The 16,510-nt window shown below is 38.9% G+C and carries 12 protein-coding genes; 8 read left to right on the top strand and 4 right to left on the bottom strand.

Annotated elements, in window-relative coordinates; all coding sequences use genetic code 11:
• Positions 1–59 precede the first annotated feature (59 nt).
• The 8 genes from N8A89_RS01405 to N8A89_RS01370 all read left to right on the top strand — a co-directional run bounded on the left by N8A89_RS01405 (position 60) and on the right by N8A89_RS01370 (position 8,975).
• Entirely contained in the window at positions 60–2,696 is a 2,637-nt protein-coding gene (locus tag N8A89_RS01405; RefSeq protein WP_289644744.1) for a DUF5916 domain-containing protein, read from the top strand.
• Between the two features lie 9 nt (positions 2,697–2,705).
• Positions 2,706–3,530: a DUF5694 domain-containing protein gene (locus tag N8A89_RS01400; protein ID WP_281540654.1), complete on the top strand. Its 825-nt coding sequence runs from the start codon at positions 2,706–2,708 to the stop codon at positions 3,528–3,530.
• Between the two features lie 6 nt (positions 3,531–3,536).
• Positions 3,537–3,992, top strand: a complete 456-nt coding sequence (locus N8A89_RS01395) for a GNAT family N-acetyltransferase (RefSeq protein ID WP_281540653.1) — start codon at positions 3,537–3,539, stop codon at positions 3,990–3,992.
• A gap of 2 nt (positions 3,993–3,994) precedes the next feature.
• Positions 3,995–6,559 carry a M1 family aminopeptidase gene (locus N8A89_RS01390; protein WP_281540652.1) on the top strand — a complete coding sequence of 855 codons (2,565 nt, stop codon included), beginning with the start codon at positions 3,995–3,997 and terminating at the stop codon, positions 6,557–6,559.
• A gap of 211 nt (positions 6,560–6,770) precedes the next feature.
• Positions 6,771–7,364 (top strand): CPBP family intramembrane glutamic endopeptidase, encoded by a 594-nt coding sequence (locus N8A89_RS01385; RefSeq protein WP_281540651.1) that lies wholly within the window; start codon positions 6,771–6,773, stop codon positions 7,362–7,364.
• Between the two features lie 27 nt (positions 7,365–7,391).
• Complete coding sequence (locus tag N8A89_RS01380; RefSeq protein WP_281540650.1) at positions 7,392–7,874, top strand: hypothetical protein; 483 nt, start codon at positions 7,392–7,394, stop codon at positions 7,872–7,874.
• Positions 7,871–8,431, top strand: a complete 561-nt coding sequence (locus N8A89_RS01375; protein ID WP_281540649.1) for a hypothetical protein — start codon at positions 7,871–7,873, stop codon at positions 8,429–8,431. The genes N8A89_RS01380 and N8A89_RS01375 overlap by 4 nt, the downstream gene beginning before the upstream one ends.
• Before the next feature lie 76 nt (positions 8,432–8,507).
• Positions 8,508–8,975, top strand: coding sequence for a hypothetical protein (locus N8A89_RS01370; RefSeq protein WP_289644743.1), 468 nt, complete (start codon positions 8,508–8,510; stop codon positions 8,973–8,975).
• 1,537 nt (positions 8,976–10,512) lie between these two features.
• On the opposite strand, the gene N8A89_RS01365 is transcribed toward N8A89_RS01370, so the two are convergent.
• Genes N8A89_RS01365 through N8A89_RS01350 form a run of 4 tightly spaced genes read right to left on the bottom strand, consistent with a single transcriptional unit; the run spans position 10,513 to position 16,169 of the window.
• Positions 10,513–12,807: a glycoside hydrolase family 3 protein gene (locus N8A89_RS01365; protein WP_289644742.1), complete on the bottom strand. Its 2,295-nt coding sequence runs from the start codon at positions 12,805–12,807 to the stop codon at positions 10,513–10,515.
• A 14-nt stretch (positions 12,808–12,821) separates the two neighbouring features.
• On the bottom strand, positions 12,822–14,441 hold the full coding sequence (locus tag N8A89_RS01360; RefSeq protein WP_281540646.1) for a carboxylesterase/lipase family protein: 1,620 nt from the start codon (positions 14,439–14,441) through the stop codon (positions 12,822–12,824).
• Between the two features lie 26 nt (positions 14,442–14,467).
• The gene (locus N8A89_RS01355) at positions 14,468–15,388 is read right to left on the bottom strand and encodes a sugar phosphate isomerase/epimerase family protein (protein WP_281540645.1); all 921 of its coding nucleotides are present in this window, start codon (positions 15,386–15,388) and stop codon (positions 14,468–14,470) included.
• A gap of 28 nt (positions 15,389–15,416) precedes the next feature.
• On the bottom strand, positions 15,417–16,169 hold the full coding sequence (locus N8A89_RS01350; RefSeq protein WP_281540644.1) for an NUDIX hydrolase: 753 nt from the start codon (positions 16,167–16,169) through the stop codon (positions 15,417–15,419).
• Positions 16,170–16,510: the final 341 nt, after the last annotated feature.

The following is a 16,510-nucleotide window of genomic DNA, read 5'->3' as shown; positions in this document are numbered from 1 at the left end:
ACTGTTTTCATATAGGAGCCAAAAAGAAAAATCAACACAATTTACTGAATATCAATTATATGCAAAAAATACTTTTTTTTGTACTGGGATTATTTTTGCTTTTTTTTCATAAATCTCAGTCGCAAGATTCCGTTCCGAAGAGGATATATAACACCACTAATTTGGGCGATGTGAACTCCCCAAAAATCGATGGAATCATTGACGACAAGGCGTGGGAATTGGTGGAATGGAGTGGAAATTATATCGAGTGGAGTCCGGATGAAAATACACCGCCTTCCCATCAATCAAAGCTCAAAATCCTTTATGATGACAAAAACCTTTTCGTGGCATTTAGGTGTTATGATGCCGAACCCGATAAGATTGTCAGTAGGCTTTCGAGACGGGATGGTTTTGATGGCGATTGGGTCGAGATCAACATCGGCAGTTTGGGCGATTTGCGCACCGCCTATTCTTTCACCATATCGGTTTCGGGAGTACAGGGAGAGGAATACATTACCAATGATGGCCAAAATTGGGACAACACTTGGAATCCTATTTGGTATGCTAAAACAAATATCGACGAAGAGGGGTGGACAGCGGAGATTCGAATTCCATTAAGCCAGATACGATTCGGCAAAGGCAAGGACCAGATATGGGGAATCCAATCCACTAGGCGTTTTTTTAGAAAAGAAGAGCGGTCGGTTTGGCAACGAAGCCCCCAAAACGCGCCGGGCTGGGTCAGCAGGTTCGGGGAATTACACGGATTGAAAAACCTAAAGCCCCAACGGCAACTGGAATTACAGCCCTATGTAGTAACCTCACAAAATGAATTAGGCGCACGCACCAATAATCCCTTGATTTCCGAAAGCGAAACCAAGTTCAATGCAGGATTTGACGGAAAACTGGGAGTGACGAACGACTTAACCTTGGATTTTACTATCAATCCTGATTTCGGTCAGGTGGAGGCCGACCCCTCGGCCATCGCCCTTGATGGTTTTCAGATTTTCTTTCAGGAAAGGCGTCCTTTCTTTATAGAAAACAAGAATATTTTCGATTACGCATTTTCAAGCTCAACAAGTGGAAGAACATTTGGCTTTGATAATTTGTTTTATTCCCGAAGGATTGGAAGATCGCCTCAGAGTTTTGCAAACGTACGAGAAGGTGAATTCAGTAAACAACCCAATATTTCAACAATTTTGGGTGCTGCAAAATTCAGTGGAAAAACCAGGAACGGATGGTCAATAGGTGTCTTGGATGCCATTACTGAAAGAGAAGTGGCCACTATTGAGGGTGATGCAGGAGTTAGGGAAGAAACGGTTGAGCCTTTTACCAATTATCTGGTAGCTAGAATCCAAAAAGACTTCAATCATAACAACACATTTATTGGCGGAATTTTTACTGCCACGAACCGCTCCATTGATGAAAATACTGATTTTCTTCATGAATCGGCATATACAGGGGGTATTGACATCACCCACAATTGGAAAAATAGAGCATATTATTTTAAAAGTAATTTGGTTTTCAGTAAAGTTTCGGGGAGCAATAATGCTATTCTTAGAACACAAGCATCTATTACCCATCTTTTTCAACGAGAGAGTGCCAATTATCTTTCCATTGATGATAGCCTAACTTCACTTACAGGAACGGGGGGAAACATACAAATCGGAAAAGGTCAGGGGAATTGGCTATTTCAAACTGGACTTACATGGCGTTCACCCGAATTGGAGCTTAATGATATTGGGTTTCAACAACTCTCCGATGACTTTAGATATTATGGCTGGTTGGGATATAGAACTACAAAGCCGTTAAAGAATATGCGGTCCTGGCGCTTGAATTATAACCACTATGTCGCCTTTGATTTTGGTGGAAACCTTAATGACTTATTTTTCAATGCCAATGCATGGCTCAACCTTAAAAACAATACATGGTTAAACCTTCTAGTAGATTATAAACCCATCAGCTATTCCAATTTTTGGTTGCGTGGCGGTCCAAGAATGCAATTCGAAGAGTCGTATCGAGTAGGCGGTACCTTGAACTCTGATGCCCGAAAAAAACTTCGATTTGGAATTAATAAATCATACGTTTGGGCGGGAGAGAACTCATTCGAAAGCTCATCCGTTGGAGGATTTATCACTTATCAACCCATTAATTCCCTTCAGGTTTCCCTTTCCCCAAATTACACCAGAACAAGAAACACCCTGCAATATGTCTCCACCAATCTGTTGAATACGGATGATTTTACAAGATATGTGCTTGGAACACTAGACCAGGAAACGCTGAGTTTTCCGCTTAGGATAGATTATATCCTGACCCCTACCTTGAGTCTGCAATACTGGGGCCAGCCCTTCATTTCCCAAGGGATTTATCAAGACTTCAAATATGTTGCCAACCCAGTCGCAAGGCGTTTTGAAAATCGCTTTACAGAATATGAAGATACACAACTAGAATTGGATTCAGGAGTGTATTATGTTGATGAAGATTCGGATGGAGTTGAAGAATACCAATTTACTCAGCCTGATTTCTCCTTTATACAGTGGCGATCCAACTTGGTACTGCGTTGGGAATATACTCCCGGTTCTGAGTTCTATTTGGTATGGAGCCAAGACGCATCGAACTTTGGTAGCATCAATAATGGCCTTACGGAAAATTTAAGGGGCAATATCAAGGATGTTAATAATATTTTCCTATTAAAATTCACGTATCGATTCATTAAATAAACCATCAACATGAAAAGACTCATAATTCCATTCTTATTCCTAGTGGCAAGCACGATAATTGCCCAAAACTCAAAGCGCCTTAAAGGAGAGGAAACCGACAAAATTAAGGTGCTAAATTTTGGGACCTTTCATATGGGCACAACTACCGATGCAACCAAAACCGAGTTCGACGAAAAAAATGAGAAGAACAAGAAAGCGGCCCATGCCGTTGCAAAAAAACTGGCCGCATTTAGACCAACCGTTATTATAGCGGAAACAACACCGAGCTATAACGACAAACTACTGGCCAACTACAAAGCGTATCTAGCAGACCCCAGTATGGAGTTTAAGAGACCCGATGAAGTGGAGCTATTGGCCTTTGAATTGGGACGGCTTTCCAGTACGGATAGAATTTACGGTATTGACCATAAAATGGGCTACAATTACAAAATAGATAGGGAGATTGATAATACGGTCGACCGTGAAACCCTAGAACACTATTTTAAAGACCGCTATGCTGACATACCCCATTTAAACCCTCATGAGGAAGGGTTGGCCTTGTTCGAAATGCTAAAGCGTATGAACCGTGACAAGTTCCTCGATTTCTTAATTACCTCAAATGCGGACATTCTTACCCACGCGGCAACCGAAAATGGATTCGAGGGAGCCGATGAGGCAGCCAAATATTATCAACGCAACCTGAGAATGTACACTAATCTAAACCGTATTGACTTAAAACCATCCGATAGAGTGTTTATCCTTATGGGTGCCAGCCATACGGCATTTTTTAGGGACTTCATAAGCAGAAGTCCAAAATATATCATGGTTGACACATTTGAATATTTAAAGGAATAGAGACACATGAAAATCTCGATAAACATTCGATTCGCAGAACCAAAGGATACTGAAGACATCATCAGTTTATGTCTAGAACATGCCGATTATGAACAATCAGAATATTCGAAAGAAGGGAAAAAAGAGCCTTTGAAGGATGCATTGTTCGGAACCAATAAAAAACTTGAATGTATCGTGGGTGAAAGCAATAATGAGATTATCGCCTATGCCACATACATGAAACAGTACGCCACTTGGGATGTCGAAGAATATATCTATATGGATTGCCTTTTCGTAAAGGAATTTGCTAGAGGGCTTCGAATTGGAGAGAGGTTAATCAATAAAATTAAAGAAGAAGGAAGAGCAAAAGGAATCAAGTTAATCCAATGGCAAACTCCTGATTTTAATACAAGAGCGATTAAGTTTTATCGACGCATTGGGGCAACTTCAAAATCTAAAGAACGGTTCTTTCTAAAAATTTGACTATGAAAAATATGTACACCCTTGCCCTGTCATTGCTTATCCTTGCTTGTGCTGGAAAAACGGACAAAATCACTCCAGAGAATATCGGGAAGAAATTGGACATAAAACACCAATCCCTCGAAATCGAGTTGGACTGGCAAGAAAAAGCGATAAAAGGAAAAACAACCATACTATTTTCATCATTCGTTGAAACAATAAAAGTGAAACTTGATGCAGCTGAATTACTTATTGACTCCGTATTGCATGAAGGTAAATTATTGGATTTTCAAATGGATACGGTAAATGAAAAGGTCCACATTCAACTTGGCAATAGAGCTCAAGCCAATGAGGAAATCGAGTTGGAAATTACATTTCGAACAACACATAAAAACGAGTCGGACCCAAATAATATCTGGGGAAGCTTTGGTAAGGGAGTACGCTTTTTCGAGCCATCCCTTACAGAAAAAGAGCGCCGTTTTCAGGTTTGGACGGTAAGTGAACCGGAATCCAGTAAATACTGGTATCCTACGAATGATGACCTGTCCGATGTAAGAACTACCGAAGTAATTATTCATGTTGAGAAACCTTTGATGGCTTTATCGAATGGAATTTTGGTTTCGTCAGCGGATGGAGATGGCTCAAAAAGAACCTTCCATTGGAAAACCCTCATTCCAAATCCTCCACATCAGACCTTTTTGGTCATTGGAGAATACGACAATTACGGACAATCCTTCGGGAATATTGTACTGAACAACTATGGCTATCCCGATGAAAGAGAGGGCACCAAGGAAAGTGTGGTGCGGCTTCCTGATATGATGGGATTCTTTTCGGAATACACCGGTCAAGTATATCCCTACCCCGAATACACCCAGATTTTTGTACAGGATTTTGGTGGCTGGAAAGGAGCACAGGGAAATTCCATCATTACCGAAAACATGATCGACGACAAGACCACCCACGAAGATTTCTTATACGGGTGGGATTTGACCGAGGGCGAAGCCCTGGCACACCAGTGGTTCGGGAGTTATTTAAAGCCAAAAAGCTGGAAAGATGCTTGGCTGACCAAAGGATTCGCAAGATATTTCTCCGGGCTTTACAACCAATATAAAAACGGAAACACCGAGTTTCTGACCTATCAATTGTCACCTGATTTAAATGCCTATCTAAGTGATTGGAAAAGCGGTACTAACACCATAATAGCCCCCGATTTAATTAAGAATACCGAAAAATTCATAAATGGCAACACCCCCTATGCAAAAGGAGCTTTGGTCTTGCATATGTTGCGAAAGGAGTTAGGAGAGGCTAAATGGAAAGAAGGCGTCGAGACATATGTATCCCGATTTGGGGGCAAAATGGTAGCCACCGAAGATTTTGTTAAAGTGGTCAATGAGGTCAACGGAAAATCCATGGATTGGTTTTTTGAACAATGGGTTTTTGGAGTTGGGCACCCAAAATTTAGGGTGGAAGAGCAATATGACACTATCGAAAAAAAGCTTGTAATCGACGTATTTCAAGATCAAAAAATCGATTCCGTGGTTAATGGAAAAAAGATTCCCTATTTCCAGGGGAAAATGCTTGTTGAAATCGACGACAGATTTGAAGAGATTCAAATTGAATCCCAAAAGAAAAACAGTTTTGTTTTTATATCCGATCAAAAACCAGAACTGATAAATCTTGACGTTGAGGATACTTGGATTAAGGAGGTTGCTTTCGAAAAAACCACCGCCCAACTTCTGGCTGAGCTTGCCCTGAGCAATGATGTATTGCATCGCCGTTTGATTATGCAAAAACTGACGACCACCGCAGTGGACAAAAATGTCGATGAAAATACTCGTTTAAATATCGAAGCGGCTCTAAGGAATTCAGCGCTAACTGAGGACTACTGGCGTATGCGTTTGATTGCCCTTTGGCAATTGCAAAGTATGTATAGTTCAAGGTTTGTTAGCCAGCCTTTGAAGCTCAACAAAGAGACGGAGCAAATGTTGCTCACGCTTAACAAGCGCGAAAAATCTTGGGTAAAGGCTTGGGCAACTAACTTCCTCGGAACGACCAAGGATAAAAAATATGTCCCGAGGTATTTGGACGGACTGAAAGATTATAGCGACCGGGTTGTTTTTATGTCGGCTATAGCCCTCGGAAAAACAAAAGATTCAAGAGCGTATGAAGCCCTTAAAAATTTACCTAGCAAACCCTCTTGGAAGAACCAAAGCCTTATCAGTGCATTACATGGATTCAAAGAACTGGAAGACCCGAGAGCTTATGGTTTGGCATTACAATCGCTAACTGACTCCGATAACCCCCATTGGAATTTAGGGGTACCCATTTGGGATCATCGAATTGCCGCCGCTCACACCTTGGTTGCTTTGGGAAAGGTTGACGAGGCTTATGATAAAATCTACATACAGTTTCAAGATGCATTGAAAACAGGAAATATAAATGATATGTTCTATAATGCACAATTGGTGTCCGTATTGGCCAACCCAAAAGGAATCGAGGTTTTTGAACAACTAAAAGCATACTTTAAAAACGACAAGGATGCGATAAGGGCAATTGCACAACTACGAAAAAATTTTGAAAATAGCTTATGAATTCAGTGAACACATTTCCCAATTGGTGGCAATCCATACTATTGACAATCTTAATGTCCATCATTATTATAGTAACCGTTATCACGAAAACAATAATTGAGCAATATTATGGATTTGACTCGGAATTTTTATTACTGCTTCAATACGTCCTTTCAGTAGGTTTGGTCGCAGCAATTCTTTTTTTGTTTTTAGAAGGAAAAACAAAAATCATTTGAAGGTTTTTAAGGATGGTTCTTGGAGTTGGAAAGTAACCACCATAGTAACCCTTCTCTCCCTCATTCTTTTTCTTGGAATTATAAATCCTATAAGCAGCCTTATACCCATGCCGGAGGCTATAAAAGATGCAATAGCAGAATTAATACATCAGACAGGAATATATTCTTTCTTGATGGTGGTAATCTTAGCCCCTATTTTTGAGGAATACATCTTTCGCGGAGTTATATTGAGGGGATTGCTCAAAACCATCTCCCCAATAAAAGCAGTATTACTTTCAAGCTTTCTCTTCGGTATAGTACACTTAAATCCTTGGCAATTTGTAACCGCATTTTTAATTGGAATTTTTTCAGGTTGGCTCTATTACAAATTCAAGGATTTAAAGCTATGTATTCTAGTACATTTCTGCGTAAACGCAATTGGTTTTTTCTCCAGATTTTATTTAAAGGATAATTTGGATGTCATGGAACTGGACTATATAGATATGTTGGGCGGTCTGCAGAACTATATTTTGATAATTATTATTTCCAGTTCGCTATGTCTATTGGGCATTGTGTGTTTGAATAGAACATCCAATCAACCTAAAAATTAATCACCTATATCCTAAAAATCTATTTTTATGAAAACAATACTTATTACCGCGCTTTATATGTCAACTTTTGTCTCTTTTTCACAGGAAAAATTAACAATCAATGACTTCAATGATCTTCTCGGGGATAAGTGGACCGGACAGCTTACCTATCAAAGCTATAGTGGTGATGGCGAAATGAGCATCCCTACGAATGCACGTTTTCAAATAGAGGAAGGCCAGCTCATCAAAATAACTGAATACCCTGAAGAACCGCATGCCAATAGTAGGGAAGAATGGAAAATATCACAGAATCCTTACACGCTCAATAATGAGCCTATTCTAAGAGTTGAATCTTCCAAAGATGGAAGTACAATAATTCAAACGGAATTTATGGGAGAAGACAAGGACAGGGAGGCCAGAATGATTAGGGAAATTTATTTTAACAAAAGGACTTTGGAGATTACAAAGCATGTAGAAATTATCGAAACTGGTGAGCGGTTCATCCGAAATAAATTCTCGTATATAAGATGAAAAAGCTCAAGTTCCTTATAAGAAAACCGGCTATAAATATGATGGTCGCGTTATCGGCACTTTTTGTAAGTATATGTGCGCTTATAGTTTCTGTGCAGGAAATACGTATCATGCGAACCCAGCAACGGGCAAGCATGTACTCTTTCTTGACCATAAAACGAATTTACAATTCAGAGGGATTCGGGTATGTTCTAAAAAATAGTGGTAATGGTCTTGCGCAGATAAATACCTATCAAGTTTCATATGATGGCAACCATTTTCAGAATTGGCAAGATCTGGTGAATAGTTTTATGCCAGAAGGGGAGCAGGTCAACTATAATAGCATGAGATCAAATAGCATTAGTGAACAGATGATTACTGATGGGGAGTCTGTGGACTTATTCTTTATTGCTTGGAATAATCTTACCCAAAATCTACTTCCTGAACTGGAAAGCATCGATATTGAAATATGTTATTCTTCCCTTTTGGGTGAATCTTGGGTCATCAATAATTCCCAAATGAGAAGCTCAATTAAGAGTGAATGCTTCATAAATACTGAAAAGCAATTCATCAACTAAACACTAAAGCAAAACTAGAATTGTTTGATGCATCCGCAAATATTATTATTAAAACAAATTTTAATTGAAACTAATTATGATTTTTATAAAAAGAAAAATACTGGTAATTATTAATATAGCATTTTTCATTTTTGGCTGTAATAAAGATGGTGGATTTAATTCTGCTAAAGAACAAAAAATTGATTTCGATAAATTCACTTTGGTCACACCTAAAGACTGGTTTCGATTTTATCCCCAAGGCACTGACGGCTTTTACGGAGGGCTCACCAATAATAAAGATACCCTGTATTTCGATTATGGAGTTTTTTCCTTTTCTTCAATCGATGACATTAAACAGAATAGTGAAACAATCCGCTTTAAAGAACTAAGGGTAGGTGGAATCCATTCTAAAATTGTTTTAGAAAAAAGAGTTGGAGAGTTGCAAGAAAGGTTTTCTTTCTATTCGGATAAAAAGGATGGAGTTAACCTAAATAGGATATATTGTTATAGTCCTACCAACCAAGCATTGGTTGAAAGAATATTTTTATCACATAGATTTAAATAGTCAGTTGACTGGTCAATAGTTTTTCTGAATCAGAGCAGTTTCAAAATAGATCGAAATATGAGAATTTTGTTTTTCGCATTCTATAATTTTATTAGGATGTATTCAAAAGCCGAAGAATGTCTCTAGATAATCGAAGTTTCTGTTGTAGCAAAATTTTGATTAAATTCAGTCTGTGGATGCATTTATTCTACATATCAAAATCCATCTACAATGTAGGATAGTTATATAAGAGCGTATACTTTGGGACCATATGAACAAATATTTTATTAAATGTTGACTAATTAAGGTTAAGCTAGGGAATTTCAAGGAAATTTGTTTTCTATTTTACTTTTGGTACTAATAATAAAGTCAACTGGGGTTAAACACTGTTTGTGTAAAATGATTATTAAATTAATTTTTGAAGTTTGATCAAACGAACGATTTATGATATTTTGAATAGTACATTATTTAATGCTTATTAAATGTGAGTGTTATTGCAAATGGATTGAGTTTAATTTTTTATATGAATGTCTCTAGTGTAAAAAATAAATTCAAATCAATTTATATAGTTTTGGCACTCTTTTCCTATTTTTGGTTAGGAAAGCGTCAAAAAGCCTTTCAGGTAGACCTAATCGGTTACCTATGTTGAAAAATAGAATGTAAAATACTGGTTATTAAAAGAAGAGGGTAGGAGTTCTAACTCTGCCATCCCGTCAAGTTAAAGTGAAAAAGTCCTCAAAGAAAAGCTAACTTTCTACCAGGACTTTTTTGTTTTTAAATAAATTTAAGATTTGCTTTAATTTGCAACAATCTCTCCATTCGAGATGAACGAAATTGATATTGCAACCCCGATATTAACGCTTAAGAATCTAATGATCATTGATTATCAGATTTTTTTGATTCTAGGTAAAATACTAAATGGGCTTTAAAGTGCGCAATTTTGCGAACTTGGCTTAAAATGCTTAATTTTTTCTCAAAATCTTACGTTCAGTTTATATTCTGTCTAGATACCTATTTAGGGTTCTCAAGGCCAATTAAGACGGGGTATTCTCAAATAACCATTTACCTAGAATTGAAATAGTAAAAAGGACGTACGGATATCTTACTCAGGAATCTTGAGCTTATTCGAAGTGTAGGTTTCCCTAAGGTAATTAAATTGTTATTTTCCCAATCGCTTATCATTTCATATGGCTAGTCTTTTGAATTTGTCTCTTAGTATAAGCCGATATTTCTATTGGAAAGTTATTGTATTTCATTTTCTTCTGCCATGTCGATGATATTATCAAACTAATGGTTCAAAAAAAGAATGGTTTTTTGCCACACTCATGGAAGTTTCAGTGTTTTTCCTATCAGAATCATTATTATGATTACTGGTGGCATAGAGTATTACCTAGAAATTTTATCAGTAAGTTTTTTTGATTCTTTCATAACAGGCCTTTAGGCCCTAATGATAAAAAGTGAGGCCCGTAATCCAATTAGTATATTGTTGAGCAGTCTAAATCATATCATGACGAAATTGGTTTTTGTTTTAGCAAAAATGTGGTCTAAGGTTAAAAGTCTATTTATAACTTTTCACCCGGTCGTCTTCAATTTTTCCCTTCCAATTTAATCCAAATGCAAAATCATAAACATTACCATCTGCATCGGTGTAGGGCTTCATATCCCTTGGTAAATCTTCAAATTGTGCCTCTACGGTCAACATATCGGCAGGCATTTGAAATGGCAGTAAACCTGAAGGTTCTGCAGCTCCGGTCATGATTTCCATTAAGGCTTGGTCTTGAACGCCCATATGCACTAGTATGGCAGCAGCACTGCCTTCAATTTCAGAAAATACCATAGGCTTGGCTACCTTTATAGATACAATTACGGGTTTATCACCCATTTTCATTTTAGTATCCTTTACCAGTTGCATATCTGTCGTATTAATGGTGGCCGTTGATTTTCCCTTATAACTTCTATTGGTAAAATCTTCTAACGGACTACCACCGGCCAGACTAACTTCTCTGGCGATATCTGCCGTATAAGGGCCATACTGTAAATTGATCGGCACGTAACCGTTACCTCCCTTTTTCAAATCGGCTTCATCATAACCAACGCCTCCGTTTGGACTTTCTATGCCAACTAATGCAAAATCCGCTTCCCCAGGTGTATCCACTACGTTAAAGTATTTGGTAACCAATTCCATATTAAAGGGGTCTATCGTTTTTGGTTCTGTAGTTATGCCCCACCAGTTGGTCGTTGGTGCAATGTAGCGCTGTGGGACATATACTTTTTGTTTGGTTTTCACCGGAAGGATCTCGTTACTGTTCTTTAGCATTACGATGGACTTCAATTGCGCATCAAAACCAGCTTTCATAAACTCACTATTACCAACAATAGCCTTTGTTTCGGCAACATCCAAATAAGGATTTTCAAAAAGGCCGACCCTAAAAATATTGGTTAATAAGCGGACGGCGGATTCTTCAAAACGGGCACGCATCGCTTCTTTACCTAATTTGGCGACTCCGATTTCATAAGCTTCCAAAACAGGTGCCATGTCATTATTGCCTCCAAATTGGTCCATTCCCGCATCTATTGCCTTATAATGACGTTCTGCAACGGATAAGCCTTCCACACCAAAAGGTTTGCCTTCGAATTTAGATACAGAGGTAATATCTCTGGTGATTCCCCAATCCGTACATAATACGCCCTCATAGCCATACTCCCCTCTCAAGACATCGGTGATGAGATACTTATTGTATCCGTTGGCGACATTTTCACCATGCCCTGTAGAGATTGTATAATACGGCATTACGGCTGAGGCCATTTCTGTTGGACCGTCTAACTTAAAAGCTCCTTCAGTAAAAGGCTTGATGTGGTCCTTAATATTTTTTCCGGGATACACGGCATAGGCACCATATCCAAAATGGCCGTCACGCCCACCTTCTTCCGGACCACCGCCAGGCCAATGTTTTACCATGGCATTGACGCTCTCCATTCCCCAATCGCCACCCTCGGTGGACTGGAATCCATCTACATAGGCCCTCGCCAGATCAGTGGCCAAATCAGGGTCTTCGCCCATGGTACCGTCAAAACGACTCCAACGGGGTTCTGTAGCCAAATCTATTTGAGGAGACAGGGCTGTAGAAATACCCAATGCTCTATATTCCTTTGAGGCAATTTCGCCGAATTGTTCCATCAAGTCAGGGTCAAAAGAGGCCGCAATACCTAAAGTGCCTGGCCACATAGAAATATCTCCACCGGCACCAGCATTATACTCCGCATATGAGTCGCTACCATGTCGAGGGTCGGAACTTGTATTCACCGGAATACCCAAATACAGACCTTCAGCAAAAGCCTGTGCGTTATTGTTCCATTGGGCCGCAACAGCTGGGCTCTCTACCGATGTAATCAATACGTGGCGCAAATGGTCATCGGTCAAGAATTTCTTTTGTTCATCAGATAAATCACTAGCCTTTGCACCACTTTCAGCGAATTTCTGGCCATTGTAGGTAGATGAGCCAAAACCACGACTCCTGCCCGGTAAAGATTGGTGTGAACTATACAACATCAAACCAGCGATATCTTCAAGGCTCATTTGTTTGGCCAAATCCTTAGCGCGCACGTTTACGGGCAAACGCCAATCTTCATAGGTATCCAAGGTTCCATTTTTATTCAAATCCTTGAAGGCATATCTGTCCACGGTCAATAATTTAACACCGGATTCAGGATTGTACCCTAGGATACTTCCATCGGCATTTGAAATCTGGACAAAACCATCTTTTTCTATAGACGTAAATTTTTCGCCACAACTTTCTAAAAAAAATAACGCCACTAAAACAGGAACAATTGAATTTACTTTATTGAATTGCATGAGTATAAATTTGATTAATTACCTTCAACTATAGCGAATAACTCTTTGTCCATTTGCGGCTTGACGTCACAGCTTGTGTCAAAGTGCATTGTAGCGGTATTTGAGTTATTGTACGCAGGCCATTCTGGTAAATTAGAATAATTCGGGTTACCAGTTTTCGCGAAATTAAGCCATGCTCCACTCATTTTTTCGGCAAGCAAATGGGCTTCTTCCCCACCTCCTGTCATATGGTTTGCCAAGTTTATATTATTGAACATAAAGGGTAGTTCCATACAATGTAATGCCTTGAATTTTCCATCAAATACCGGAGATTGCCAGGTGAATAAATACATGTAGACCGGGGCACCATCCTTTACTGCAGATTTTTCATTGGCCTGTACCACTGCTCCTGGTCTAAACATCGTATCCACATCTAGTAGATCTTTGGGGTCCGTATCGTTTGGATAGGCTTTCTTAACGGCCGCTATATATATATCTGCTTTGTCTTTGTAGGTTTCTTTTATGTGGTTCATTATGGTTTCCTCGGATGCACCTACAAACCTCATGTTGGCAAATGGTGCAAATTCATTCTTCGCCGTGCCAATCAATAGAGGTATATTTTTTGACATTTCCAAGGCTTCAGGTGAACCTATTTGATAGGGTAGGTCCTTGCCATCGCGACTTGGTCCCCAATTAAGGCCAAAACCAATTATTTGTTTCCCTGCAACTTTCATTTTTTCGGCTACGACACTCAATGCCTTGCTGCTTGCCTCGGCCAATATTTCAAAAGGGATATTTTGAATGCTGTCCACCGAAGCCTTGTCCAACCCAAGTTGTGACAATGTCTCCTTGGCAATGTCCTGTGTATCTTCTTTTTCCAACATACTTGACCTAAAAGATCCACTTTGGTTAATTGCTTTATGGAACAGACCTTTTGCCTTTGGCATTGCCATTAGGGTATTCACCTTTGCGCCACCGCCAGATTGCCCAAAAATAGTAACGTTATTTGGGTCACCTCCAAAATTGGAAATGTTGTCTCTTACCCATTCTAAGGCGAGTACCATATCTAGTATGCTGTTATTGGCTGAATGCCGGTATTTCTCACCGTAGGCCGAAAGGTCCAAAAAGCCCAACACATTTAAGCGGTGATTAATACTTACGACCACCACATCTCCTTTTTTTGCCAAATTTTCACCATCATAGGATGGAAGTTCATGGCTAGAACCAGCTGTAAAGCCACCCCCATGAATCCAAAACATCACTGGTCTTTTCTTGGCGTCTGATGCCTCTGGTGTCCAAACATTCAAGCTCAGACAATCTTCGTTGGGGAAGCCCCAGTCGTGATCAAAAACAAATTCAGGTTCATCCTGTATCACCGTTGTAGGTTTAATCAATGGAGACACGGGTCCGTACATCGTTGTGCTTTTAACGCCATCCCATGCAACTGGTTTTACTGCTGCTTCAAATCGTTTTGCCGTACCGTAAGGGATGCCTTTATAGGTAACAATGTCATTATGGACGTAACCGCGAATTTTGCCATTATCTGTAATGGTTACAGGCACTTGTGATCCCGTTAATACTACATTCTGGGCAGTTACCGAAAAACCTAGCAACATTAAGAGCGTTATAATTGATATACTTTTAAGTCTTTTCATTTTATCTAAATTTTAGTGGCTGTTTTTTATTTGAAACCAATCTCACTTAAACCTTCATGACTAATCTTAATAGCCTCTAGAGGCTCTAGTCCATCAAAGGTCATATCTTGTTCCACCATATAATATTTCATTCCCGATTGTTCTTTATTGGCCAGAATCCTTTCAAAGTCAATAGTTCCTTTTCCTACCGGAGCAAATCTTCCTTGGTCATCCATGTCTTTCACATGCCAAATTTTAAATCTACCCGGATATTTTTCAAAATAGGCTAGAGGATCAGCTCCAGCTTTAGTAACCCAATACAAATCCATCTGAAAATTCACCAAATCAGGATTGCAGTTTTTCAATAGATAATCTATGGGCACAATTCCGTCGGAATTCTCTTTAAACTCGAAATCATGGTTGTGATACAACAGTTTAAGTCCTGCCGCATTCGCTTTTCCCCCAAGTGTATCCAAGATATTGGCCAATTCCTTGACACTTCCATTCATGCTCATAGTCCTGTTCTCAGCATTAAATTCAAACATGCCCATTGGAGGAACGGGAATAACGAAATATTCAAAACCAGCTGCTTTGACGTCTGCCATCATTTCGTCGGCATTGTCCAAGGTTACAGAACCTTGATGTGTACTAACAGGATTTAATCCTATATCTTCTAAATAAGCTTTAAATTCGTGAGGTAACATAGAATAGAATCTACCATCCGAATAATTTGCAGCTTCTATGTTTTGATATCCAGCATCCGCAACAGCCTTTAGGGTTGACTTTGCATCTCTTGACATATCATCACGAACGGTATATAGAGCTAAGCCTCCATATTTCTCCACTTCACTCGGGAGTGCTGCATTTGCGTCAACAACCTCCTCCTTTTCTTCTTTTTTTGTCTCCTTACAGGCAAAGAGCGCCCCAATGAATAGGGTTATTAGGAATGTTACCACTAATTTTTTCATGACTTTCTATTTTATATTTATTTAAATTTTAAAGGGATTCTATTTGTAAACTCTGATTTTCAAATGATTTAAAACTATAAACAAAAGGTGCTTTATGAGCTCCGCCGGTAAATAATTTTTCATGTCGTTCCAATAAATCTTTACTAAGCATCTTTCGTTGGAAAGAGGTACGCCTTAATTTTTCACCTATGATGGCTTCATAGACTTTTTGGAGTTCTTTCATCGTAAATTTTGGGGGTAGGAGGTTCATTCCCACTAATTTTTCATCAAGGCTATCACGCAATTTTTTCAGTGCGATTTCAACGATTTGTTTATGGTCCATCATCAGTTCCGGTAATTCCTGAACAGGATACCAATTGATTGAATCAGATAATTCATCAGGTTTGGGATTAACTTCATTATAATTGATTAGAGCATAATAGGCAACAGACAAGAATCTATCAAATAACCAATGATCACGCTTCACCTGAAACCCGTTCGCCTCAAGAATAGTCTTCATAGTTTTGGGATCCGATCGTCGGGTGTCGCCGAAAGTATAGAACTGTTCCAGATATATATTGTCCAGACCTGTTCTTTCCTTTAGACCTCTAGTTACTGCATCCTGTAGATTTTCCTTTCGTTTAATGAAACCTCCCGGCAAAGCGAAAAAACCGGTATTATGGTATTCAAGAATAAGGATTTTGAGTTGTTTTCCATTAAACCCAAAAATAACCGAATCAAAGGCCAAATTGGGGATAAATTCCTCATATGATGGTAATTGCCTTTTGATGCTTTCGGTCAAAATTTTATTTTTTTCAAAAGAAAGCTAAAATATTCTAAAAACAAAGCATTATTGTCACAAATTGAGACAATAATACCTTGCACAGTTATTTCTAGGGAAACATAACTTCTATATTTGGATTTTTTAAATCGATATTTAGCACGAAGAAAATCTTCCAAGTAATTCGATTGATTATGAGGCATTAAAGGGAATGTCTGACTATTTTGCTAATTTCATGGTGACAGGAACTCCGAATGGAGATAGTCATCATCTATGTGATGCACCAAAAGGTAGTGGTATATATTCATTTGGTTTTTTATAAGTTGATGTTCCGAACAAACAGATGAGGAACTGTCGTGATA

The sequence above is a fragment of the Maribacter aestuarii genome (assembly GCF_027474845.2).
GTDB lineage: Bacteria > Bacteroidota > Bacteroidia > Flavobacteriales > Flavobacteriaceae > Maribacter > Maribacter aestuarii.
The sequence above is the reverse complement of the archived record's forward strand: the minus strand, read 5'-3'. Positions and strand labels throughout refer to the sequence as shown.

Coding starts and splice junctions, on each gene's coding strand:
- N8A89_RS01360 (WP_281540646.1), bottom strand. CDS start 14,441: ATGAAAAGACTTAAAAGTATATCAATTATAACGCTCTTAATGTTGCTA.
- N8A89_RS01380 (WP_281540650.1), top strand. CDS start 7,392: ATGAAAACAATACTTATTACCGCGCTTTATATGTCAACTTTTGTCTCT.
- N8A89_RS01365 (WP_289644742.1), bottom strand. CDS start 12,807: ATGCAATTCAATAAAGTAAATTCAATTGTTCCTGTTTTAGTGGCGTTA.
- N8A89_RS01375 (WP_281540649.1), top strand. CDS start 7,871: ATGAAAAAGCTCAAGTTCCTTATAAGAAAACCGGCTATAAATATGATG.
- N8A89_RS01405 (WP_289644744.1), top strand. CDS start 60: ATGCAAAAAATACTTTTTTTTGTACTGGGATTATTTTTGCTTTTTTTT.
- N8A89_RS01370 (WP_289644743.1), top strand. CDS start 8,508: ATGATTTTTATAAAAAGAAAAATACTGGTAATTATTAATATAGCATTT.
- N8A89_RS01400 (WP_281540654.1), top strand. CDS start 2,706: ATGAAAAGACTCATAATTCCATTCTTATTCCTAGTGGCAAGCACGATA.
- N8A89_RS01395 (WP_281540653.1), top strand. CDS start 3,537: ATGAAAATCTCGATAAACATTCGATTCGCAGAACCAAAGGATACTGAA.
- N8A89_RS01355 (WP_281540645.1), bottom strand. CDS start 15,388: ATGAAAAAATTAGTGGTAACATTCCTAATAACCCTATTCATTGGGGCG.
- N8A89_RS01390 (WP_281540652.1), top strand. CDS start 3,995: ATGAAAAATATGTACACCCTTGCCCTGTCATTGCTTATCCTTGCTTGT.